21 protein-coding genes are annotated in these 22867 nt (G+C 39.9%); 15 read left to right on the top strand and 6 right to left on the bottom strand.

Translation table 11 applies throughout. The features are described from left to right. Positions 1-355: 355 nt before the first annotated feature. From H5162_RS10535 to H5162_RS10520, 4 genes are all read left to right on the top strand, one after another. On the top strand, positions 356-589 hold the full coding sequence (locus tag H5162_RS10535) for a FeoA family protein (RefSeq protein ID WP_145236087.1): 234 nt from the start codon (positions 356-358) through the stop codon (positions 587-589). Continuing rightward, entirely contained in the window at positions 586-2907 is a 2322-nt protein-coding gene (feoB, locus tag H5162_RS10530; RefSeq protein ID WP_182778459.1) for a Fe(2+) transporter permease subunit FeoB, read from the top strand. Before H5162_RS10535 ends, feoB begins: the two co-directional genes overlap by 4 nt. An 85-nt stretch (positions 2908-2992) precedes the next feature. Beyond that, the gene (ybaK, locus tag H5162_RS10525) at positions 2993-3454 is read left to right on the top strand and encodes a Cys-tRNA(Pro) deacylase (protein WP_145236081.1); all 462 of its coding nucleotides are present in this window, start codon (positions 2993-2995) and stop codon (positions 3452-3454) included. Between the two features lie 311 nt (positions 3455-3765). After that, a complete protein-coding gene (locus H5162_RS10520; protein WP_182778457.1) occupies positions 3766-6021 on the top strand; it encodes an acyl-CoA dehydrogenase in 2256 nt (751 codons plus the stop codon). 128 nt (positions 6022-6149) lie between these two features. On the opposite strand, the gene H5162_RS10515 is transcribed toward H5162_RS10520, so the two are convergent. Then, the gene (locus H5162_RS10515; protein ID WP_145236073.1) at positions 6150-6335 is read right to left on the bottom strand and encodes a DUF6435 family protein; all 186 of its coding nucleotides are present in this window, start codon (positions 6333-6335) and stop codon (positions 6150-6152) included. Positions 6336-6845: 510 nt separating this feature from the next. Here H5162_RS10515 and H5162_RS10510 point away from each other — a divergent pair. Together H5162_RS10510 and H5162_RS10505 are read left to right on the top strand one after the other, a co-directional pair. Next, positions 6846-7796 carry an oxidoreductase family protein gene (locus H5162_RS10510; protein WP_182778455.1) on the top strand — a complete coding sequence of 317 codons (951 nt, stop codon included), beginning with the start codon at positions 6846-6848 and terminating at the stop codon, positions 7794-7796. A 1-nt stretch (position 7797) separates the two neighbouring features. Continuing rightward, positions 7798-8769 (top strand): Gfo/Idh/MocA family protein, encoded by a 972-nt coding sequence (locus H5162_RS10505; RefSeq protein WP_182778453.1) that lies wholly within the window; start codon positions 7798-7800, stop codon positions 8767-8769. Position 8770: 1 nt separating this feature from the next. Here H5162_RS10505 and H5162_RS10500 read toward each other — a convergent pair whose 3' ends face one another. Then, positions 8771-9616, bottom strand: a complete 846-nt coding sequence (locus H5162_RS10500; RefSeq protein WP_182734116.1) for an ABC transporter substrate-binding protein — start codon at positions 9614-9616, stop codon at positions 8771-8773. 203 nt (positions 9617-9819) lie between these two features. Between H5162_RS10500 and upp the strand changes: the two genes are divergently transcribed. The 5 genes from upp to H5162_RS10475 all read left to right on the top strand — a co-directional run bounded on the left by upp (position 9820) and on the right by H5162_RS10475 (position 16580). Then, positions 9820-10449: a uracil phosphoribosyltransferase gene (upp, locus tag H5162_RS10495; RefSeq protein ID WP_145236059.1), complete on the top strand. Its 630-nt coding sequence runs from the start codon at positions 9820-9822 to the stop codon at positions 10447-10449. Between the two features lie 2 nt (positions 10450-10451). After that, complete coding sequence (locus tag H5162_RS10490; RefSeq protein WP_182778451.1) at positions 10452-11684, top strand: uracil-xanthine permease family protein; 1233 nt, start codon at positions 10452-10454, stop codon at positions 11682-11684. Positions 11685-11833: 149 nt separating this feature from the next. Further along, complete coding sequence (locus tag H5162_RS10485) at positions 11834-13576, top strand: HAD-IIB family hydrolase (protein ID WP_182778449.1); 1743 nt, start codon at positions 11834-11836, stop codon at positions 13574-13576. After that, positions 13569-14792 (top strand): glycosyl transferase, encoded by a 1224-nt coding sequence (locus tag H5162_RS10480; RefSeq protein WP_182778447.1) that lies wholly within the window; start codon positions 13569-13571, stop codon positions 14790-14792. The genes H5162_RS10485 and H5162_RS10480 overlap by 8 nt, the downstream gene beginning before the upstream one ends. A gap of 15 nt (positions 14793-14807) precedes the next feature. Further along, positions 14808-16580, top strand: a complete 1773-nt coding sequence (locus H5162_RS10475; RefSeq protein WP_182760072.1) for a sugar phosphorylase — start codon at positions 14808-14810, stop codon at positions 16578-16580. Positions 16581-16745: 165 nt separating this feature from the next. Here H5162_RS10475 and H5162_RS10470 read toward each other — a convergent pair whose 3' ends face one another. Next, entirely contained in the window at positions 16746-17834 is a 1089-nt protein-coding gene (locus tag H5162_RS10470) for an ABC transporter substrate-binding protein (RefSeq protein ID WP_182778445.1), read from the bottom strand. A 147-nt stretch (positions 17835-17981) separates the two neighbouring features. Between H5162_RS10470 and H5162_RS10465 the strand changes: the two genes are divergently transcribed. Continuing rightward, a complete protein-coding gene (locus H5162_RS10465; RefSeq protein WP_182760070.1) occupies positions 17982-18371 on the top strand; it encodes a cytochrome b562 in 390 nt (129 codons plus the stop codon). 72 nt (positions 18372-18443) lie between these two features. Here the strand turns inward: H5162_RS10465 and ykgO are convergent, their stop codons facing one another. Next, the gene (ykgO, locus tag H5162_RS10460; RefSeq protein ID WP_149980141.1) at positions 18444-18587 is read right to left on the bottom strand and encodes a type B 50S ribosomal protein L36; all 144 of its coding nucleotides are present in this window, start codon (positions 18585-18587) and stop codon (positions 18444-18446) included. A 2-nt stretch (positions 18588-18589) separates the two neighbouring features. After that, entirely contained in the window at positions 18590-18841 is a 252-nt protein-coding gene (locus H5162_RS10455) for a type B 50S ribosomal protein L31 (RefSeq protein WP_145236032.1), read from the bottom strand. Positions 18842-19065: 224 nt separating this feature from the next. Here H5162_RS10455 and H5162_RS10450 point away from each other — a divergent pair, with 224 nt between their 5' ends. Further along, entirely contained in the window at positions 19066-19350 is a 285-nt protein-coding gene (locus H5162_RS10450) for a hypothetical protein (RefSeq protein ID WP_182734122.1), read from the top strand. Between the two features lie 208 nt (positions 19351-19558). Here H5162_RS10450 and H5162_RS10445 read toward each other — a convergent pair whose 3' ends face one another. Beyond that, the gene (locus tag H5162_RS10445; RefSeq protein ID WP_145236013.1) at positions 19559-20212 is read right to left on the bottom strand and encodes a DUF6058 family natural product biosynthesis protein; all 654 of its coding nucleotides are present in this window, start codon (positions 20210-20212) and stop codon (positions 19559-19561) included. 170 nt (positions 20213-20382) lie between these two features. On the opposite strand from H5162_RS10445, the gene dapA reads away from it, so the two are divergent. Continuing rightward, entirely contained in the window at positions 20383-21303 is a 921-nt protein-coding gene (gene dapA / locus H5162_RS10440; protein WP_145236009.1) for a 4-hydroxy-tetrahydrodipicolinate synthase, read from the top strand. Positions 21304-21500: 197 nt separating this feature from the next. Continuing rightward, positions 21501-22802, top strand: a complete 1302-nt coding sequence (locus H5162_RS10435) for a DEAD/DEAH box helicase (protein ID WP_145236005.1) — start codon at positions 21501-21503, stop codon at positions 22800-22802. Positions 22803-22867 lie beyond the last annotated feature (65 nt).

The raw sequence follows: 22867 nt of genomic DNA, 5'->3' as shown, positions 1-22867 counted from the left end.
CTAAATAAAGCGCTAACTGCGTTATAATTTTTTCAAGTAGAACAACTACATGTCAAAATTTACGCCTTGTTATCACTGTATTTATCTGTCGCTATAAATGGTCAGTAACTTAACACGATTGGTATAATACATATTCATAATGCTACCTTTACAGAGCGATTAGGCTTCTTAAGCACTTGTCACTAAACGGCTATTTTTATCTTATCAAATGAGATTTAGGATCCAATATAGGTATAATTCTGCCATTGCTGCTTTATTTTGCATTACTTATCGATATGATAATTAGTCTCACTTGCATGATTGAATAATCGGCGTAAAATCAGCGCCATTGATGTATTAAATGAAATGAGATGGCATGTTAACGTTAGACAAATTAGTAATTGGCCAACATGGCTCTGTTGTAAGCATCGATCCTAATGCGAGTTTGTTGCGCCAGAAATTACTTGCAATGGGTTTAACGCCAGGCGCTCCTGTCCACGTATTGCGCTTTTCTCCATTTGGCGATCCGATGATTGTTAAAGTTCGCGGTACCGTGCTTAGTCTTCGTAAATCCGAGGCACAATCAATTAATTTGGAACTCGCAGTATGAATCCAAACATTGCCGTAATAGGTAACCCAAACTGTGGTAAAACTACACTATTCAACGCGTTAACCGGTAGCAAACAGAAAGTAGGTAACTGGTCAGGGGTGACCATCGATAAGAAAATTGGTCAATTTAAAGTGGCTGATCAGACTGTCGAATTAGTTGATTTGCCTGGCACTTATTCTTTAGATGTAAATGCACAAACCCCTTTAGATGAAAAAATTGCGCGTGACTATGCCCTCAGTGGTGAATCACAACTGATCATCAATATTCTTGATGCATCAAATCTTGAACGCAATTTATACCTCACCGCTCAGCTGCTTGAGATGAAAGTACCTTTACTTGTCGTGCTAAATATGGTCGATGTGGCAAAACGAAATGGTTTAGTAACGGATCCAAAGGCGCTAGAAAAGCAACTTGGATGCCCTGTGATTGCCTTAAGTGCAAATAATAAAACAGACATTACAGGTTTAAAAGAGTTTATTGCACAAGGGCTTAAACTTAAAAAAGTATCAATGCATACCCCTAGTTATGAGCAAAAAATAACGCAAGCGGCCAACAACATTGCAGCCAGTTTTACTGCCAATAATAAACCGATAGAAAACATCGACACTGATTGGTTGTCATTGCGGTTATTAGAGCAAGATGAAAGCTGTTTTGGCTATGCTGGTAAACAAACACTGGCAGTGGCAAAAGCTGAATTTGAACAGTTTGCCGATCACCATGAACTTGATGTGCTTTTTGCCAATGGTCGTTATGAGTTTGCCCATCAACTGGCTGAACTTGCTCAAAATACTAAAGGCATCGCCTCTGAAACCATTAGCGATAAAATAGATGCGGTAGTGATCAATCGTTTTTTAGGGATCCCAATATTTTTAGGGATCATGTATTTAATGTTTACTGTTGCGGTAAATGTTGGCGGCGCATTTATAGACTTTTTCGATATTGCTGTAGGCGCGATTTTAGTCGATGGCTTTGGTGAAATATTAACTTCATTAGGCGCACCTGATTGGCTACGCGCATTGCTTGCGGACGGTATAGGTGGTGGTATTCAGCTTGTTGCCACCTTTATCCCGGTGATTGGCTTTTTATACTTTTGTTTAGCCTTTATTGAAGATTCAGGTTATATGGCGCGTGCTGCTTTTATCATGGATAGATTAATGCGCGCCATTGGTTTACCGGGTAAAGCGTTTGTGCCTTTAATTGTTGGCTTTGGCTGTAACGTGCCATCAGTAATGGCAACTCGTACTTTAGAAACCCATAAAGATCGCTTACTGACTATTGCCATGTCACCATTTATGTCATGTGGCGCGCGCTTAAGTGTGTATGCCTTGTTTGTCGCTGCCTTTTTTACCACTAATGGCCAAAACTTAGTATTTGCACTGTATATTTTAGGTATTGTTATGGCGGTATTAACCGGTTTGGTACTTAAAAATACCTTGTTTAGTCCAACGCTTACCCCGTTTATTCTCGAATTACCTGCGTATCATATGCCAACGGCAAAAGGCGTACTTTACAAAGCATGGGAGCGCTTAAAAAGCTTTTGTATGCGCGCCGGTAAAACTATAATTGTGGTGTTTGTTATTTTAAAAATATTAAGCTCCATAGGTACTGATTTTACCTTTGGCAATGACAACACAGATAAATCGATGCTCAGTGAAATTTCAAAAATTGCAACACCGGTGTTTGCTCCTATCGGGGTAGAGCAAGATAACTGGCCTGCCACGGTCGGTATTTTTACTGGCGTATTTGCTAAAGAGGCAGTAGTTGGTACTTTAGATAGTTTATATTCAAATTTAGATGGCGCAGCGGCTGTGAATGAAGAGCCAGTTAATGTCATCGATAAATTGGCTGAGGCGTTCGCGAGTATTCCTGCAAACCTAATAGACGTATTCGGTAATTTACTCGATCCACTGGGTTTAAATGTCACTAATGTGAGCGATCAAAGTAGTGCGGCCATTGATCAAGAAGTGAATGTATCGACCTTCGCAACCATGGAAAACCTATTTAGCAGTCAACTTGCTGCATTCAGTTATTTAGTTTTTGTATTGCTTTATACACCGTGTGTGGCGGTGATGGGCGCTATGTACCGAGAAGCTGGAATGAAATGGATGCTATTTGTTGCAACTTGGTCAACAGGGCTTGCTTACATCACAGCCTCTGTGGTGTATCAAGTGGGTAACTTTAAGCAATCTCCGATGTTTTCGGCATTTTGGTTACTCGGGTGCGCTGTCGTTATTGCATTGGCAATAAGCTCTATGCGGATTTATGGTAATAAAATGGCTGCAAAGAGTCGTTTAATCCCTATTGTTAATATAATTTAGCGAGTGAATATAGTTTAAAAAAGAGTACCTTGGTACTCTTTTTTTTGTTAATTTTAAAGCAGTTAACAATTCAATGGAGTTAGTCATGACGCCAGCCACACAATTATTAAAAAAACACAAGGCCACTTTTGAGCTGCTCAGTTATGAGCATAACTCAAGTACACATAGCTTTGGTTTAGAAGCTGTTGAAAAGTTAAATCTAGCCGCTGAGCAGGTTTTCAAAACCTTGGTATTTGAAACCAATGAATTGCAGTTAGTAGTGGCAATTACGCCTGTGAGTCAACAAGTTAACTTAAAGCTCTTAGCAAAAGCATGTGGTGTTAAAAAAGTACATATGGCCGCTGCACAAAAGGTAGAAAATAGCACCGGATATATTCTTGGTGGCGTAAGTCCATTAGGGCAAAAAAAACGCTTAGCAACTTACCTCCATAGTAGCGCAAAGCAGTTTGATATTATTTATGTAAGCGCTGGTAAACGCGGCCTTGAAATTGCACTTGATCCCAATACATTAATAAAACTGTGTAATGGCAAATTAGCCGACTTTTAGTGGTGATTAACAGTGTTAGTTAACAGTCGATAAGCTTACACTACTTACCTTGCACAAACTTTAACATATCTTTATTTTCCCTCATTTTGTTTCTATTGTTGCTGAGGTTTAATTATTTTAGCGTTTTTTAGTAAAAAAAAATCAACTAAATACTTTTCAGCGTACAAGTGTTAGCTCTTTTTATTCAATGGCTTAGATAGCCTAAAAATAAATAAATTGAAAAAACTGTTAAAAAATTGCTTAGAGTAATTGATCTAAACCATTTTTTATGACGTAATGTAGGTATTATTGTCTGGTCGGATGAGTTGATTATGAGTTTACGTACAAAATTAAAAAAAGTATTACCAAGTATTTCTATCACTGAACAAGAAGCCCTTGATGCGGGTGATGTGTGGTTAGAAGGCTCTATTTACCAAGGTAAGCCTGACTTCAACGCACTTCGCGCAGTCCCTGCTGCTGTATTGAGCGCAGATGAACAAGCATTTATCGACGGCCCATTACAAGAGCTATTGGGTATGATCGACGATACAGAAATTCAAAATGGCATTCATTTACCTGAATACATTTTAGATTTTCTGAAAAAGGAACGTTTCTTTTCACTGATAATTCCTAAATCATTTGGTGGTTTAGAGTTTAGCCCTTATGCAAACTCAACTATCGTTGGCACAATCGCCACTAAAAGTTCTGCTGTTGCAGTAACCGTTATGGTTCCTAACTCGTTAGGCCCTGGTGAGTTACTACTGCACTTTGGTACTAAAGAGCAGCAAGCACATTATTTACCACGCCTAGCCAATGGCCGTGACATTCCATGTTTTGCACTCACAAGCCCAGAGGCTGGTTCTGATGCCGGTGGCATTCCAGATTTAGGTACTGTGACTAAAGGCATGTACAACGGCGAAGAAGTACTTGGTCTTGAGATCACTTGGGACAAGCGTTATATCACCCTTGCGCCAATTGCCACCGTACTTGGTTTAGCATTTAAAGTGGTTGATCCAAATGGCTTGCTAGGTGGTAAGGAAAACCTCGGTATTACGTGTGCACTTATTCCAAAAGAGCACCCAGGTGTTGAACTTGGTAATCGCCATGATCCAATGGGGATTCGTTTTTACAACGGTACTACGCGTGGCAACAAAGTATTTGTACCAATGGACTTCATTATTGGTGGGCAAAAGAACATCGGCCGTGGCTGGCAAATGTTGGTTAGCTGTTTAGGCGCTGGCCGTGGTATTTCATTACCTGCATTAGGTGTTAGTTCATCTCAGGTAGCATTTAAAGGTGCGTCTGAATATGCTGCGGTACGTGAGCAATTTGGCTTAGCAATCGGTCAATTTGAAGGTATTCAAGAAAAACTCGCTGATATTGCTGGTAAAACATACCTACAAGAAGCAATGCGTGTACTTACAACCGAAGGTTTAGGCATGGGCTTAAAGCCATCGGTTGTGACTGCAATTGCAAAATATCACATGACTGAAATTGGTCGCGACGTGCTTGACTCAGCAATGGATATTCAAGCTGGTAAAGCAATTCAGAACGGCCCGCAAAATACGTTAGCAAGCGGCTATGTTGCACAGCCAATTGCCATCACGGTTGAAGGCGCCAACATTCTTACACGTAACTTGATGATCTTTGGTCAAGGTGTAATGCGTTGTCACCCATATTTACAATCGATGGTTGAATCAATCCACAGCGAAAATAAAAATGCAGATAAAGAATTTAACCGCATTCTGCGTAAAACAGTGGGTTATAGCGTAGCAAACAGTTTACGTGCATTTCGTTTAGGCGTATTACCATTTACAGCAGGTGCTAATTCACCACTTCCAGAAGTACGTGAATATGAAAAAGCAGCTCATAAATTATCAGCTAAATTAGCAGTATATGCAGATTTTTCGTTACTGGTACTCGGCGGAAAACTTAAACAAGCGGAAATGCTATCAGCCCGTTTAGGCGATGTAATGAGCTTCTTATATGCGGCAATGGCATCAATTAAATATTATGAGCAAAAAGTGGCAAGCAGTGAACGCGAGCAAGCAGCGCCATATTTCCACTACGCAACACGTTTTGCATTACAAAGCGCCGAACAAGCATTGCATAAGTTTTTAGACAACTTCCCTGCAAGTGGCACACGTAAGTTTATGCGTTTTATTACCATGAACTATTCGACTAAAATGCCAAAAATTAGCGATGACTTAATTCGCGAATTAGCTACACAGGCGCAACTTGACACGGCATTTAAAAAGCAAATCACACACTTAGTTAAACCTATTGAAGGTGATGGACATTACATTAACGAGCAAGCGTATAAAGCGAAAATAGGCTGTTTAGATTTACTCGCAAAAGTGAAAAAAGCCTTGCGTGCTAAAACAATCAAACCAGGTATTCGTTTTGCACTTACTCTTGATAATGCACTTGTAGCAAATGTAATCACTGAAGAAGAATACGCTAAACTGATTGATTACAACAAAAAACGTGAACGCGCAATTCGTGTTGATGAGTTTGATTTTGATATGAACTTATTAGACGAAAATGCAAAACCGATAAACCCACTGAAAAGTGTTGTTAATCAGTAATATTTTTTAATTCAACAATGTAAGCGCCCAGAAGTTCGGGCGCTTTTATATTTAAAGCCCATACAGTTTTGTATGGGCTTTTTACGTAATTCGCTACTTGTTCTTAATTTAATGCCTAAGAATTTAAATTAACCATCTTGTTTCGCTTGTTTTTCTATCTCTATTATTTGTTTGTCTATTTGATCGGCTTCAAAGGAGAGTTCTGAGTATTTGCGTATATCGCCGTTACGTTGGGCATGCATTGCTTGTTCTAGTTTTATAGAAAGCTGCTTATGTAACTTTTTAGTTGGGTCTTTCTTAAAGAATGAAAACATATATTACTCGTATGGTAACTGGTGCAGATTGATACGTTTCAATTAATGTATTGGTTTACATTATGTTGAAATAGTAAGCTGGCAAAAGATAATGATTGCTAACATGTAGTTAAGTAGTGAGCTGTGTTGTCTATAAGCGCTTTAATCTTAAAATGTTTATGTCATACTAGGGTCTGTTGACCTTTCAAGGTTAAATTTGCAGCAGTCTGTTTGGTGTTTAGGCAAGGCAGAGCCTATGTGGTGTGGTCATTCCCCATAAATAGGCGATAACGCAGCATCAATGCCAAACAGGAGCTGCCCGAAGGGTTCTTCCTAGGGGTAATTAACTCTTTGTTACTTACATGGATGTAAGTAAGGGGCGTGAGCAGGACGCGGAAGCTTTGCTCGGTTTTTACTTAGCCCACTAGGTTACAAACCTCGCGCCGCGATTAAATTGCCCCTAGTTTGAACAAATATTAATCCGCAAAGGTCAACAGACCCTAGGCGCTGGCTTTATGAATATTGGTGCGTATGTCTTTTTATCTGCCATTAATTGGTCTTCATTATAAAAATATTAAAATCACTGAAACAATCACTGCTTTATGGAGTGGCTGTGGTGAAATAGTGCGTTGTCGTTTAGACGGTAAAGTCTGCGTCATTAAAGCGATTAGTGTGCCCGATCACATAAATCATCCGCGAATTTCGCAAACTGAGTTTGCAATTAACCGAAAGCGTCACTCTTATGAAGTCGAATTTTATTGGTATCAGTATTATGCGTCGCGATTACCATCTAGAGCAGGTGCTTTAAGGTGTTTTAATGCCATAGAACATGAGCAGCACAAAGTCTTAGTGTTTGCTGATTTTACAGAGTGTGGCTTTGTAAACGCAAAACCAATCCATACACATGTTACAGCCATTATTAAGTGGTTGGCGAATTTTCATGCTTTTCATTTTCAAGTCAAAGCTGATGGCTTATGGTCGCAGGGGGGTTATTGGCATTTAGCCACTCGACCAGATGAGTATGAGAAAATGGCAGATTGTGCTATCAAGCAACAAGCACACAGCATCGATCAAACTATTAGGGCATGTCCGTATCAAACGCTTATTCATGGTGATGCAAAAATAGCGAATTTTGCTATTAATAACGCGACACTAAATGTTGTCGGATATGACTTTCAATATGTTGGCGCTGGAGTAGGTGTTATTGACGTTATGTACTTTTTGGGTAGTTGTTTAAATGAACAGCAATTACAACAAAGAGCTGATGATTACTTAGCCGATTACTTTAAATATTTTGCCAACGCCATGCACATATTTGATAAAAGCGCATATAGCCATGCTGCTATTAACGAATGGCAAACCTTATGGCCAGTTGTATGGGCTGACTTTTACCGATTTTTAATGGGCTGGAGTCCAGAACACGTAAAAATTAATGCTTATATGCAATATCAAATTACAAAAACAAATTTTGGGGTAACGTAGAATGACGAAACAGATCCGTTGGGGAATGATTGGCTGTGGCGCTGTAACCGAGGTGAAAAGTGGCCCTGCGTATAAAAATACGAAAGGTTTTGTGTTGCAAGGCGTTACTCGACGAGATACCGCACTTGCTGAAGATTACGCAAAACGCCATAACGTACCTATGGTATTTAAAACGGCCGATGAATTGATTGTAAGTTCTGATATTGATGCCGTGTATATCGCAACTCCTCCCGATAGCCATATGGAGCTGGCGCTAAAAGTTGCTGCTGCGGGCAAACCATGTTGTATTGAAAAACCACTGGCGCCTACATTGGCTCACAGTGAAGTTATTCTTGAAGCTTTCAGTAGTAAAAATATTCCTTTGTATGTCGCGTATTATCGACGTTCTTTACCGCGCTTTAATAAAGTGAAAAGCTTGATTGATGCCGGTGAAATCGGCCAAGTACGGCATATTAATTGGCACTTGAGTAAAGCCTCCAGCGAGCAAGATAGATCAGGTGCCTACAATTGGCGTACCGATAAAACTATCGCACCAGGAGGTTATTTTGATGATTTAGCCAGCCATGGTCTCGATTTATTTGGTTACTTATTTGGTGATTATGAACAAGTGAAAGGACTGGCGACAAACCAGCAAAACTTATATGGCGCTTTTGATGCAATCACAGCGTGTTGGCAGCATAAAAACGGTATTACTGGCTCAGGAAGTTGGAACTTTGGTGGTTTTTCTCGTTTTGATGTTGTTACTTTATACGGTGAAAAGGGCGAGATCAGCTTTAGCGTATTTGATGAACAAGCAATTACGGTTATTAACGAAAGTGGTCAGCAACAACTAAGTATCGAAAATCCGCCTCATGTTCAACAATATCATGTGCAAAATATGGCGGCGTCATTACTTGAAAATATTACACATCCGTCAACAGGTCATTCGGCCGCACATACTAGTTGGGTGATGGAGCAAATTTTAAATAACTAAATCAGCGTGCGGGTATTGCTACGTTAAAAGCATCTTGCAATGCGCTTAGCATTAGCGCCTGCTCTGGCGGTGCAAATATTTGTGCGTGGCTCTGAAGAATAATTTGCTGGACTGCCTGTGTTTGCAATGCTTGGTCAAATAGCGTAATTGCTTGTTTGCCTAGCTCCGATTTCGAGCATGCAATATAACCAAACACAGCTTGTTGGGTTTTATCAACACTAAGATAACGTATATTGGCGATTCTGGTATCTTCTGAGTGACGCGAAATAAACACCGCACTGTATTCAATAATGGCATCGAACTTATTTTGAAATAACATTTGGCTAAGGCGATAAGCGCTCGTTGTGCCGCCTAAAACCATAAATGATTCGTTATGCTTGGCAATATAGTCATCTATTTTGTGACCATATGAACGTCCTGAAGCAATGCCGATGGTGAGATCATATTTATTTACCGCATCATTTAAACTAATATTTTCAGGTAGTTCTGGATGATTATACACCACTAAGCGATTAGCTGGAAAAGCCATAATTGGGTATGTACTAAATAATGCATTTTCAAGGCGTTCAGGTGTTTTGGTTTTATTGTACAAACACACATTTTTCATTGTGTGCAATTGTTGCCATTCTCTTAATCTACTCGCTGGGATAAAGTTTAACGCGATGGCACCATTGAGCTGTTTTTCAATATCAAGCATAAATCTAGTGGCTATGTTTTGTGAATCGTCATTAATCTGTGGTGCAAAGTCGGTCATTATTTGCACCTTTAATGGTTTTTTAGCCATCGCAAATGAAGGCATTATTGCAAATAAAATACCTATCAGGATCCCAACAGCAAACTTTGACATAAAACCTTTGTGAGCAAATCTTCTATAGCCATTATTATAGTTTAGTTACTTTAAAAAATAATAATAATTGCGTTAAATGAAATAAAAGCACTGTATCAGAGTGATAAAATAATACTTTTATTGCACAGATCATGCTTTTTTAAAGTCTGATGGTTTTTTTTAAGCTAAAATAAGCGCAATTTATTTTTCTTTTAGGCGTTTTTATGACTATTCATGTAATTAATCACCCACTTGTTCAACATAAACTTGGTCTTATGCGAGAGTACGGCATAAGTACTAAGAGTTTCCGTGAGCTTTCGTCTGAAGTCGGTACATTATTAACCTACGAAGCGACTAAAAATTTGCCACTGGAAAAAGTAACAATCACTAGTTGGGATGGTAATCAATTAGATGTTGAGCACATCAAAGGTAAAAAAATTACTGTTGTGCCAATTTTACGTGCTGGCCTTGGCATGATGGATGGTGTTATGCAATTACTGCCTGCTGCAAAAGTAAGTGTTGTGGGCCTGCAGCGTAATGAAGAAACGTTAGAACCAATCCCTTACTTTGAAAAGTTAGTCGGTAAAATTGATGAGCGCTTGAGCCTCGTTATTGATCCAATGCTCGCAACCGGGGGCTCGATGATTGCGACTATCGATATGCTGAAAAAAGCGGGCTGTAAAGAAATTAAAGTGATTGTATTGGTTGCCGCACCTGAAGGGGTTGAAAAAACCCTTGCAGCTCATCCTGATGTAGAGATTTTTACCGCATCATTAGACAGCCACTTAAATGAGAAAGGCTATATAATTCCTGGTCTTGGTGATGCTGGCGATAAAATTTTTGGTACTGTCTAACAGTGGATAACTCTACCTTTTCAATCAAAACAATTTTAACTGGGGCGCAAATGTTATTTGTCGCCTTTGGTGCCTTGGTGTTAGTTCCTTTATTAACGGGGCTTGATCCAAATGTGGCACTTTTTACGGCTGGTATTGGTACCTTGCTGTTCCATTTGGTAACTAAAGGTCAGGTGCCGATATTTTTAGCTTCATCATTTGCGTTTATTGCCCCTATTATTGCCTGCGTGCAGCTATGGGGTGTGCCTGCCACAATGGGGGGCTTAATGGCTGCCGGCGGGGCTTATATGTTGTTAAGTCTATTAGTGAAATTAAAAGGTGTAGCTACCCTGCATAAAATATTACCACCAGTTGTGGTCGGTCCGGTGATCATGGTAATTGGTTTAGCACTGGCACCTGTTGCAGTTAATATGGCAATGGGTAAAAGCGGCGATGGTTCAATTCAGTTGATTGCGTATCAACAAGCCATTTGGGTGGCGGCATTTTCGTTGTTAGTGACGCTAATTTTCGCGGTATGGGGCAAAGGTGTATTTAAGCTGATCCCTATCTTAGCTGGAGTCATCGCAGGTTACAGTTTATCGCTATATTTAGGGATCGTGCAATTTGATGCTGTTACTAATGCACCGTGGTTTGCAATGCCAGCTTTTACTTGGCCTGAGTTTAAATGGCAAGCGGTGTTATTTATGGTGCCGGTGGCAATAGCCCCCGCTATTGAACATATTGGCGATATGATGGCGATTAGCCAAGTAACCAATAAAGACTATTTGAAAAAACCGGGCTTACATCGCACCTTGTTTGGTGATGGATTAGCTACTACTGCAGCGTCTATATTCGGCGGGCCACCTAATACCACCTATTCAGAGGTCACCGGCGCAGTGATGCTTACGCGTAACTTTAATCCTAAAGTGATGATGTGGACTGCCATTATCGCCATTATTTTAGCGTTTGTGGCTAAAATGGGCGCTGGTTTGCAAACCATACCAGTACCTGTGATGGGGGGGATCATGATTTTGCTGTTTGGCTCAATTGCTGTGGTGGGTTTAAATTCGTTAGTGAAAAGTGGAGAAGACTTAACGGCTCCACGTAACCTCAGTATTGTGGCACTGATTTTAGTGTGTGGCATTGGTGGTATGCATATCGGTGGCAACGAATTTAGCTTACAAGGCGTGAGCCTATGCGCTATTTTAGGCATAGTGCTTAATTTAGTGTTACCAAAGGCTGATAAGCCAACGTAATATTTTGCACATTCAGCTAATAATTTGCACCAAAATAGCGCATTTAATATGCGCTATTTTTTTAACTAACTAAAAAATATAAAGTTATAAAACTGGTCTAGTAACTGCATTTACCTCATTAACAGTGTCATACTGATCAGGAGCGTTTAATGCAAGAGACAAATATTGTGGATATCACCCCATTTTTAGCAAAACATCAGCTGCCACTCAAATATCAGTATTTGAGTGAACAGTACTTCGTCCCACTCGCTGAAGATATTCTCCACAGCAAACCAACCGATGGTCCAATGCTGGTGGCAATCAATGGTTGCCAAGGCTCCGGTAAAACGACATTAGCTGATTTTTTAGTTACTTGGATCAACTGTAATACAGCGTTTAACAGTATTGCGATTTCGATTGATGATTTTTATCACAGCCAAGCGCATCGTCAACAACTAAGTAAAGATGTACATCCGTTATTTGCAACGCGCGGTGTGCCAGGTACCCATGATACAGCGCTTATGCAGCAGACTTTTACCGCGTTACTTGCAGGTAAAGTAGGGGTGCCTTTGCCACAGTTTGATAAACAAACCGATGATCCAGTTACGCAAGCGTTATGGCCTACTAATAAACAGCCTGTTGATATCATTTTTTTTGAAGGTTGGTGTGTTGGCAGCATAGCGCAACAACCTTATCAATTACATCAATCAGTTAATCAATTAGAACAATATGAGGATCCTGAAGGTATTTGGCGACGCTGTGTAAATAGTTGTCTAGCGAATGAATACCAAGATATTTTTGCAATGATTGATTATACCGTGATGCTAAAAGCACCGTCATTTGCCGATGTATATGGGTGGCGATTAGAGCAAGAGCAAAAATTACTGTCGCATAAAGGACGAGGCCAAGGAACGTTCGATGAGCAACAATTAGTGCGATTTATTTCTCATTTTGAACGTATTACGCGAGAAAATTTAACTCAGTTACCAGAGCAGGTCGATGCATTACTGAGCTTAGATAAAGTACGTGATATTAGTGCTATGAAACTACGCGCAGATGATGTTGCAATGCCACTTATTTTCACTGATTTAGACGGTACGTTACTTGATCATAACGATTATCAATGTACTGAGATTGCTCCGTTTTTAAGCCAATTGAGTCGCGCAGGTATCGCTGTAGTATTTAATACCAGCAAAACGTTTGCAGAGGTAATCGCACTGCAAAAATCACTTGGGCTAAACCAGCCGTTTATTATTGAAAATGGCGGGGCTGTATATATCCCAAAAAATTATTTTTCATTAAAACCAATTGGCTGCGAAGAGCTGGATGAATATTGGCGTTATGCGCTGTCGCCAACCAATAAACAGTTGTACAGTGAATTACTTGAATACGGTAGCGAGTTTAGTGCTTATTACCGTTTGTTCAGTCAATTATCAGCGCAAGAAGTCAGTCAGATAACAGACTTGAGCCTAGCACAAAGCGAACTTGCCCGTATTCGTGAATATTCAGATCCGCTTTTTTGGCAAGGCACAGAGCAACAGCTGCTTGACTTTTTAGAGGCAATAAAACCGCTTGGTTATGAAGTGTTAATAGGCGGGCGTTTTATTCATTTAAATCGCAGCACCAATAAAGGTAAAGCGCAAAACTGGTTAGTAGAGCAATTTAAAAAACATTGTCGTCATGCTTTCACTACTATTGCACTGGGTGATAGCCAAAATGATATGGCGATGTTGGATGCCGCAGATATCGCGATTTTAATTAATAATCCTGCCAGTAAAGCCAAGGCAAAACTATCCCACAAACCATGGCGTGTTAGTGAACACCCAGCCCCACAAGGTTGGCTCGATGAAGTAGCAGATCTAAGTGTTATCAAAGCGCAATTAGCGTCTAAACAGGAGCAATCACATGGCTGATTTTTACCAAAATGGCATCATAACAACATTACATAATATTGCCGACCGTCCGCTGGCTGATCTAGAAGCTGAACTCGTTAGCTTTTCAAAACAACGGCCAATGGGCTTGATTTTACCCTCCCTGTACAGTGAACTGGAAGGCCCTGCATTACAAAATATTGTGCAAGAATTAAAACATGTTCCTTATTTGTCGCAAATTACGATTGGCTTAGACAGGGCCGATGAGAGTCAGTATCGTCATGCATTACAATTTTTTGCAGAGCTTGACCAACATCATCGCGTGCTTTGGAACGAAGGGCCACGTTTGCAAGCACTCGATAAAGAGTTGCAAGCGTTAGGCGTCGCGCCGCGTGAACTCGGCAAAGGCCGTAATGTGTGGTACTGCATGGGTTATAAATTGGCAACGGCAAAAGTTGAGTCAATAGCGCTGCATGATTGTGATATTTTAACTTATGACCGTAGTTTATTAGCGCGATTAATTTATCCAGTTGCTCACCCGCGGTTTAACTATGAATTTTGTAAAGGCTTTTACCCTCGTACTGCTGATGGCAAGATCAATGGCCGTGTATCGCGTTTACTCGTTACTCCTTTATTGCGTTCATTTAAAACCATTTTAGGCAGCACTGACTACCTTGAATATATGGATTCATTTCGTTATCCGCTGGCGGGGGAATTTTCGTTTCGCCGTGATGTGCTCAACGATATTCGTATTCCTAGCGATTGGGGCTTAGAGATTGGCGTACTGTCTGAAATGTACCGAAACTACTCACACAATCGCTTGTGCCAAGTAGATATTGCAGATAACTATGATCATAAACACCAAGCGCTGTCACTGGATAATCAAGCGGCTGGCTTATCAAAAATGTCGATAGATATCACCAAAGCGCTGTTTCGTAAGTTAGCCACGCAAGGAGTGACATTTACCACGGAAACCATTCGGTCACTTAAAGCAACTTATTATCGTATCGCACTGGATTTTATTGAAACTTATCATAACGATGCCATGATGAACGGCTTAAAACTCGATATTCATCAAGAAGAAAAAGCAGTCGAAATGTTTGCACAAAACATTATGAACGCAGGTGAGCATTTTTTACAGTATCCAATGGAAGCGCCATTTGTGCCTAGCTGGAACCGTGTAGCCTCAGCAATGCCTGATGTGTTTGCGCGTTTAGAAGAAGCAGTAGAGCTTGATAATAAAGACTTTTTGTCGTGAACTTGGGGAGCTTAAATGACTAGAGAGTTATTACAACAACGTGTTGAGCAGCATTTAGAGACGATTTACGCAAAAACGGATCTTGGGGTAAATATAACTCGGCTTGCCAAAGAGCTAATTTCTACCATGCTAAAAGAGGATGCGGTACGAGATCCTACGCCGCATAAAAATCGCTGGGATGAGCAGGATATTATTTTAATTGCGTATGGCGATTCGATCATGCAGTTTAATGATGTTACTGATGCTGTACCAAGCCCGAGTGAGCCACCACTGCATACTTTACATCGATTTATTAAAACGCAATGTGCGGGGTATATTAACGCTTTACATATTCTTCCTTTTTATCCTTACAGCTCCGATGAGGGTTTTTCGGTGATGAATTATGTGCAGGTGAATGAGTCTTTGGGAAGTTGGCAAGATATTCAAGCCATAACTAAAGATGTGAAACTCATGGCTGATTTAGTGATTAATCATTGCTCGAGCCGTAGTCGTTGGTTTGAAAACTTTTTACAGGGTAAGGAACCTGGTGCCAGTTATTTTAAAACCGCAGCGCTTGAAGATGATTTATCACAAGTTGTTCGGCCTCGTACCTCGCCACTATTAAATACAGTGCAAACGGCTTTGGGAGAGCGTCATGTATGGTGTACGTTTAGCCATGATCAAGTGGATTTAGACTTTGAAAATCCGTTGGTGTTAAATGAATTTGTGGGGATCATCCGTCACTATCTTGATAACGGAGTACGCATTTTTCGCCTAGACGCAGTGGCTTTTTTATGGAAGCAGCTAAATACCTCATGCATTAATTTACCTCAGACACATGAAGTGATCCGTTTACTGAGGACCTTAATTGAGCATGTTGAGCCCAGTGTTGTGATAATCACTGAAACTAATATACCTAACAGGGAAAACTTATCTTACTTTGGTAACGCTAATGAAGCCCATTGTATTTATAACTTTTCGTTGCCGCCGTTGTTATTGCATACCTTGCTCAGTGGTGACAGTGCAGCACTAAAGAATTGGATGATGAGCATGCCACCGGCACAAAACGGCACGGCGTACTTCAATTTTATAGCATCACATGATGGCATTGGACTGAGACCAATTGAGGGATTATTAGATCATAATGAAGTGGCTAAGATGGTCAGTACGGTTAGTCATTTTGGGGCAAAAATATCGATGCGCACCGCTGAAGATGGCACCAGCTCACCGTATGAATTAAATATAGCGTTGTTCGATGCCTTGCAGGGTACTCATAAAGGCCTTGATAAATGGGGAGTGTCACGCTTTTTGTGTGCTCATGCAATTATGTTGGCCCTTGAAGGGATCCCCGGACTGTATATTCATAGTTTAATGGGCACTACTAACGACTATATTCGTTTAGAAAATACCCAGCATAATCGCTCTATTAACCGTCATCGCTGGCAAGAAGCCGATCTACTCAATAAACTAGCTGACAAAACCAGTCATTATGCGCAGGTATTTAATAGCATGCAAAAACTGTTAGCAATACGCATTAAACAGCCAGCTTTTCATCCTAATGCAACCCAGTTTACTTTGCATTTAAGTGGTGCGCTGTTTGGGTTTTGGCGGCAAAGTATTGATAGAAGCCAAAGTATATTTTGTGTCTATAACGTCAGTGATGTACCGCAAACTTTGCGATTAGCGGATTTAAATTTAATCAACACTGAATATTGGTATGAATTGATTATGGGTGTGCAATTAATGGACGATATACAAAGCATTGAGCTCCTACCTTATCAGGCGCTTTGGTTATCTAATCAGACTTAAATTTATCACCTAAAAATAGTCGGCTTTGAGTCGTAATGTTACTGTATTGCTTTGAGTAATTTGTATCATGGCAGTATATTGTAATAGTGAAAGCTTGTAAGTACTGATTCTAAGTCGATGCAAGTATTGTAAATTATTGACTTGTAAGCGCATTGTAAAGGGGCTTTACAGTGCGTTTTCGATCTCTTTGGCTAGGTTATCTACAGTAAATTTCAATGGGTGTGCTTGGCTGCGAGAAAACTTTGAAAAATCTATTTTATGTAATTTCCCTTGGTTAATGTGTTCAATTAGTTGTTGGGCTTTTGGGGTTTTTTCAGTAAAAAAGGTCAGGTCTTCATGCTTTAATGAAAACTGCTGCGGTTTTTTTATTTCGTCAGAAATAGCTATCATGGCATACGCCCCTAGTAATACATGTCCGCCCATAGAGACGTCTAAGTTCATATTAGTTAACGGTGCTTTATCCCAGTTGAAACCGCCGACTACAGCACTTTCTCTTCGTTGTTGTGTGTTTAAAGCATTAATTGCGCCAAAGCCGATTGCATCATTTGCACACCAAATAGCATTAACATTAGGAACTGCATTGAGAAAAGCTAATGTTTTTGAAAAGCTTTGCTCCATAGACCAGTTTGCAACATCTTCGGCAACAATTGTTACGTCAGGATGTGTAGCTAAAAAGTCATCTAATCCTGCGCGTCGTTTTATTGCTGCGGATGTGGTGTGATCACCTAATAATGCGAGGATATTCATTTTACCCACATGACGCTTTTGATGTTGCTGATACAGCGCTTGTGCTAATTTATAACCGCCATCACGATTACCGGGTACTACGCTACCAATAACATCAATGTTATGTTGCTTTAACATGCGTAATTTTACTTCATCGGGTCTGTTTAATAAAAAATAGATAGGAATATTATTGGTCTTAATGCTGACCAGATAATCGCTGAGTACTTTTTTTTCATCAACGAGGATTAAATAGTCGGGTTTTGATTTTATTGCTTGAGCAATCAAGGCTTTCATTTCGATATGATTACGGCTTGCGAAATGTATGGTGAGGTTAATATCTAAATCATTTGCAGCAGCTTGCATTGAGCTGGCTACTTTATACCAAAATTCACCGGTACTATTCGCTGAAGTATCGTGCTGCTTGGCAAAACCAGGATTTATAAATGTAATATTCAATGCGGCGAAGCTACCAGGGCTAACTATTAAACACAATAATAAGACCAGCCAATAAATTTTTAATAGTTGCATTAAACCTAAACCTAAAAAGAGTCACGCCGTTAAGCGGCGATTATAACATAAAATCATTGTTATCCTTACACCGCGTAAGGTTATATTCATTGCCGCTGAGGTGTATAATGATTTTTCATTTTTTGAGTTGTAACTGTTGGGATTATTATGAAAGTATTTCTGTGTCTTGTGGCACTGCTGTTTGTTCCGAGTTTATTTGCTAACGACGATTTAGATCTTGAAGCCAACATGAAGAATATGGGGCTTGCGTTCAAGCATACTGCTGAAGCAACACAACTACAGGAGTTTAATACCGCGATCGATGAATTTATGATATTGGTTAAGCGAAGTAAAACAGCCACTTTTCACAAAGAGGCTGAGCAGTCACTGCAAGGTTTAGATAAAGTGATCGCAAAAGCTGAACTTGCAAAAAAATTAGCTAATGAGCAAGGACTCGATGCAGCCAAAGGACCGTTAAAAGCCATTGATGGGCTACGTAAGCAATATCACAAACTGCATGAGCCACCAGGATTTTGGGAGTTGTTGTTCGGTAAGTAATGTCAGATTGTATTTAAGTTTAGCCTTAAAGACTGTACGCCTATATCAATGCGTACAGTCTGTGATAGTTGTTTATTTTCTTCCTTTCTTTTTCATACCTTGCACGGCTTTAAAGCGTGGATTGTCTTTACAGATCACAAAAACGCGTCCTTTGCGTTTAACAATTTGACATCCCGGGCGGTTTTTAGCACTTTTCAATGAACTCAAGACTTTCATGATTATTTGCTCCCTAAGTTTTTAAAGCGGCGATTAAACGCTGCAACTCGACCATCTGTTGCAACAGATTTTTGCTTACCGGTATAAAATGGATGTGAGTCACTTGATACATCAATAGGTACGTAAGGGTATGTTTTGCCATCTAACTCAACGGTTCGATCAGTTTTAATTGTTGAACCAATAATAAAGTAGCTATCGGCGGCCGTGTCATGAAAAGCAACCGTTTGGTAATCAGGGTGAATATTAGGTTTCATAAATAGCCTTTTACTGGAAATTAATGTTATGTGATATTATCACTATAATTTATAGTAAATAAGAATTCTTTGCAAATACTATTTTTGAGTTGTTGGTAAAGTAGCTGATTTGATGTTTATTCACACAAACAAGTTAAAAAATCAGCAGTTGATTTAAAAAAACTAGCTATTGGGAATTAGCCTGTTATAAATAATAAGTAATCAAGAATAGGAGTCAGATTATTATGAGTGGATCAGCCCAGCAACAGCATAGTAGTGAACAAAGTCAGGAAATAGATCAGGGCGTCATGGAGACATTACGTAGTCGTGATCATAGTGTCCTAGCACAACAAATAGACCCATTAAGCTGCACCCATAATGACATTGTTGAATTGCTTGCACAGTATTTGGCATTAAGTGATCAAGAAGATGATGAAATTTTTGATGCCTGGTTTGATGGCCTTAGTAAAGCGCAACATACGGTTTTAAAAGTATTTGAAGTATATCGCGGTCAGTTTGAGCATCAATAGTAGAGCAAAAAGTCGTTTTTTAAAGTGCTAAATTTTCAAGCGAAGCGACTGTTTTAGTATGTAATTGGCGCTTCTCGGTATTGTAATGTTTTACAGATAAAGGCAATACATTACATGCAAGCTTCAGTAAGTCGCCTTGCGGCCTTTGTGTATACTAAATTAAGCCCTTCTTAGGGGCTTGAGCAATCCTCGAGTTTTTAGTTGTCGCTCACTTTACTGATAAATCATATTTAAGCACTAGTGCATCAATATAACGGGCACGAAGGGTATGTTGTTTTTCGTGTTCGGCACCATGACTAAGCGCGCGATTTAATAGTTTTAAAGCAGGGTGTAATTTGCTTCGCTCTGCTTGTGTGAGGTTTGGCTTTGTGCGTAATTCGGTTATATCATCTACAACTAAGCGACCAATATCAACGGCGGCGATTTCTTCAATTAAGCCATTTTGAGTTAGCACACCGTATTTACTGCATAAAAATTGTTGCCATACTTGTTGTAGGTGCTCTTCTAATTCACAACCAAATAGCTCTTCGTTAAATTCAAATCCTTGTTGAGCTAGCTTCGTTAAACTTGCACTGTATTGTTGTGCAAAGTAGTTGAAGGCTTGACTGGATGAATCAATTTTTTGCTTGGCTAAGCCTTGTCCCCAGTTAACGCATCCTCTTGGATAGAAGTCGTCGTATTCTTCGCATTCATATAAACCAGAGTAAGAGCTACAACTAAGCTGATTTTTAATACAGTAACTGGGTTTTGGAAATAACCCGTTTTGTTGCCAAATTGCAAGAGTATCTTCATCGATTGCTAAGGCATGACAAAGCTCTTCGCTGTGATAAAAATGGGTTGCTAAAAATCGTGATAAACGCATAAAAGTGCACTCAAGGTTAGAAAATAAATATACTGTTTATTTATACAGTTGTTTATTTTGGACTAAGCACCTCTACAACACAAGTAATTTAATTAATTAGTTATGCAACACTCGGAAAACGCCTGCTTTTATGTTACAACTACGGCAAGTTTTTTTAAGATTAATTTTTTATGCGCACCCTAGAACAAATTAAACAAGCAAGCCTCATCACAGCAATTAAAACGCCTTATTTAGCCAGTGGTGAAATTGACTTAGCCACCTATGATTATTTAGTTGAACAGCAAATCGCCGCCGGTGTTGATGGTATTGTGGTCGGTGGAACCACAGGTGAAGGCCAGTTAATGAACTGGGAAGAGCATTTAATGCTGATTGCGCACAGCGTTAATAAGTATGCAGATAAGTTGGTGATTGTTGGTAACACTGGCAGTAACAATACCCGCGAAGCCGTTAAAGCGACTGAGTATGGCTTTGCCAGCGGTATGGACGCAGCACTACAAATTAACCCTTATTATGGCCGCACATCGATTGCCGGTGTTATTGAACACTTCAAACGAGTGCTGGCAATTGGTCCTGCGTTTATCTATAACGTAGCAGGGCGCACGGGGCAAGATTTAACCCCTGATATAATTGAACCGTTAGCACAACACGAAAATTTTATAGGTGTTAAAGAGTGTGGTGGTAATGAACGCATTGAGCACTACGAGCAACAAGGCATTGCTTGTTGGTCTGGTAATGACGATGAAGCACATGATGCTCGCCATACTTATAAAGCGCATGGCGTGATCTCGGTAACCTCTAATTTAATTCCTGGCTTGTATCGTCAATTAATGGACAGCAAAAGCGATGCGCTGAACGCGTCATTACAACCTTTGATCAGTTGGTTGTTCTGTGAGCCAAATCCAATTGCAATTAATACTGCATTGATGATGACAGGTGCAGTCAAGCCTGTATTTAGATTACCTTATGTGCCATTAAATGAGCAGCAGCAAGCGCAAGGGGTTACGTTGATCAATCAACTTGATGATGTTGCTGTTGTAGGTGGCTCTAAAGCCACACCATTAAATTTAGAAAATACAATTATTCTGCCATAATTTAGTTTGGGCTTTAAAAGATCGCCAACCATTGTTGTTATTGCTTAGCAAAGTATGCTTTGAAAAGGTCAAACACAAAAATGGCTGTAGAAGAGAAAAGGTAATTCTAGTTGGTTTATATATTTAAAAACTAACTGTTTGCCTTAAATTGCTGTATAATTTGCGACCCTTGATAATGTGGCCGCAGGTTATACAGCATGAATTTTAAATCTTTTAGTTTTGCCCCTGAACTTCTTCAGGCGTTAGATGAACTTAACTATCACACCCTTACGCCCATTCAACGTAATGCTATTCCAGCAGTACGTAAAGGCAAAGATGTTTTAGCCAGTGCCCAAACAGGCACCGGTAAGACAGCTGCTTTTGCTTTACCAATTATTCAAAAATTATCTGAAGTTGAATACACAAAAACTAATGCACCACGTGCCTTAGTGCTAGCACCAACCCGTGAGCTTGCAGAGCAAATTGCAAATAATTTTACTGATTTTGCAAAGTACACCAAGCTTAAAACTGTGAGTTTATTTGGCGGTGTTAGTACGGTAGGTCAAGCTAATGGCTTAAAAGCGGGTGTCGATATCGTAGTCGCAACACCGGGTCGTTTACTGGATCATATTCGTTTAGGTAATCTAAGCCTTGCTGACGTACAACATCTTGTGCTCGATGAAGCTGACCGTATGCTTGATATGGGCTTTATTGGTGATATGCAAACAGTGATCAATGGCTGTGCTGAAGATCGCCAAATTTTGTTGTTCTCTGCAACATTCCCAGCGGCAATTAAACAGTTTGCTAGCAAAGTACTCAAGCAAGCTGAAATTGTCCGTGTTGATCAAACCAACAGCACTGCTGCAACCGTTCATCACGTGGTTTATCCAGTTGAAGAGCGCCGTAAACAAGAGCTGCTTTCTGAATTGATCGGTAAGAAAAACTGGCAGCAAGTGTTAGTGTTCGTCAACATGAAAGAAACGGCTGATGAGCTAGTTAAAGAATTAAACTTAGATGGTATCCCGGCTGCTGTGTGCCATGGTGATAAAACCCAAGGTAACCGTCGTCGTGCATTAAGTGATTTCAAAGCGGGTAAAGTACGTGTGCTTGTGGCTACAGAAGTTGCCGCTCGTGGGATTGATATTGATGACCTACCACGTGTAATTAATATTGACTTACCATGGCTTGCTGAAGATTACGTACACCGTATTGGTCGTACAGGTCGTGCCGGTAAACAAGGTCAAGCAATCTCATTTGTTAGCCGCGAAGAAGAAAATATGTTGTTTGAAATTGAAACCTTAATCGGTCAAAAAATTCAGCGTGAATACTTGCCGGGTTATGAAGTAAGTAACCGTGAAGTACTGATTGATAAAATTGGCAAAAAACCATCGCATTTGCGTCGTAGCCATTCAAATAAACCATCAGGTCAAGCAACTGGTGAAGCGCGAGCTAAAAACCGTTCACGTATCTCAAACGTACGTAAAACCCTCAAAGGTGCCAAACTTTCGTTAAAGAAATAATGGTATAAGTTAAGTCATTAACACCAAAAAGCCTCAATAAATGAGGCTTTTTTGTGAACAGTGAA

Origin of the sequence: Pseudoalteromonas sp. SR41-8, assembly GCF_014163915.1 — a bacterium.
Classification (GTDB): domain Bacteria; phylum Pseudomonadota; class Gammaproteobacteria; order Enterobacterales; family Alteromonadaceae; genus Pseudoalteromonas; species Pseudoalteromonas rhizosphaerae.
The sequence above is the reverse complement of the archived record's forward strand: the minus strand, read 5'-3'. Positions and strand labels throughout refer to the sequence as shown.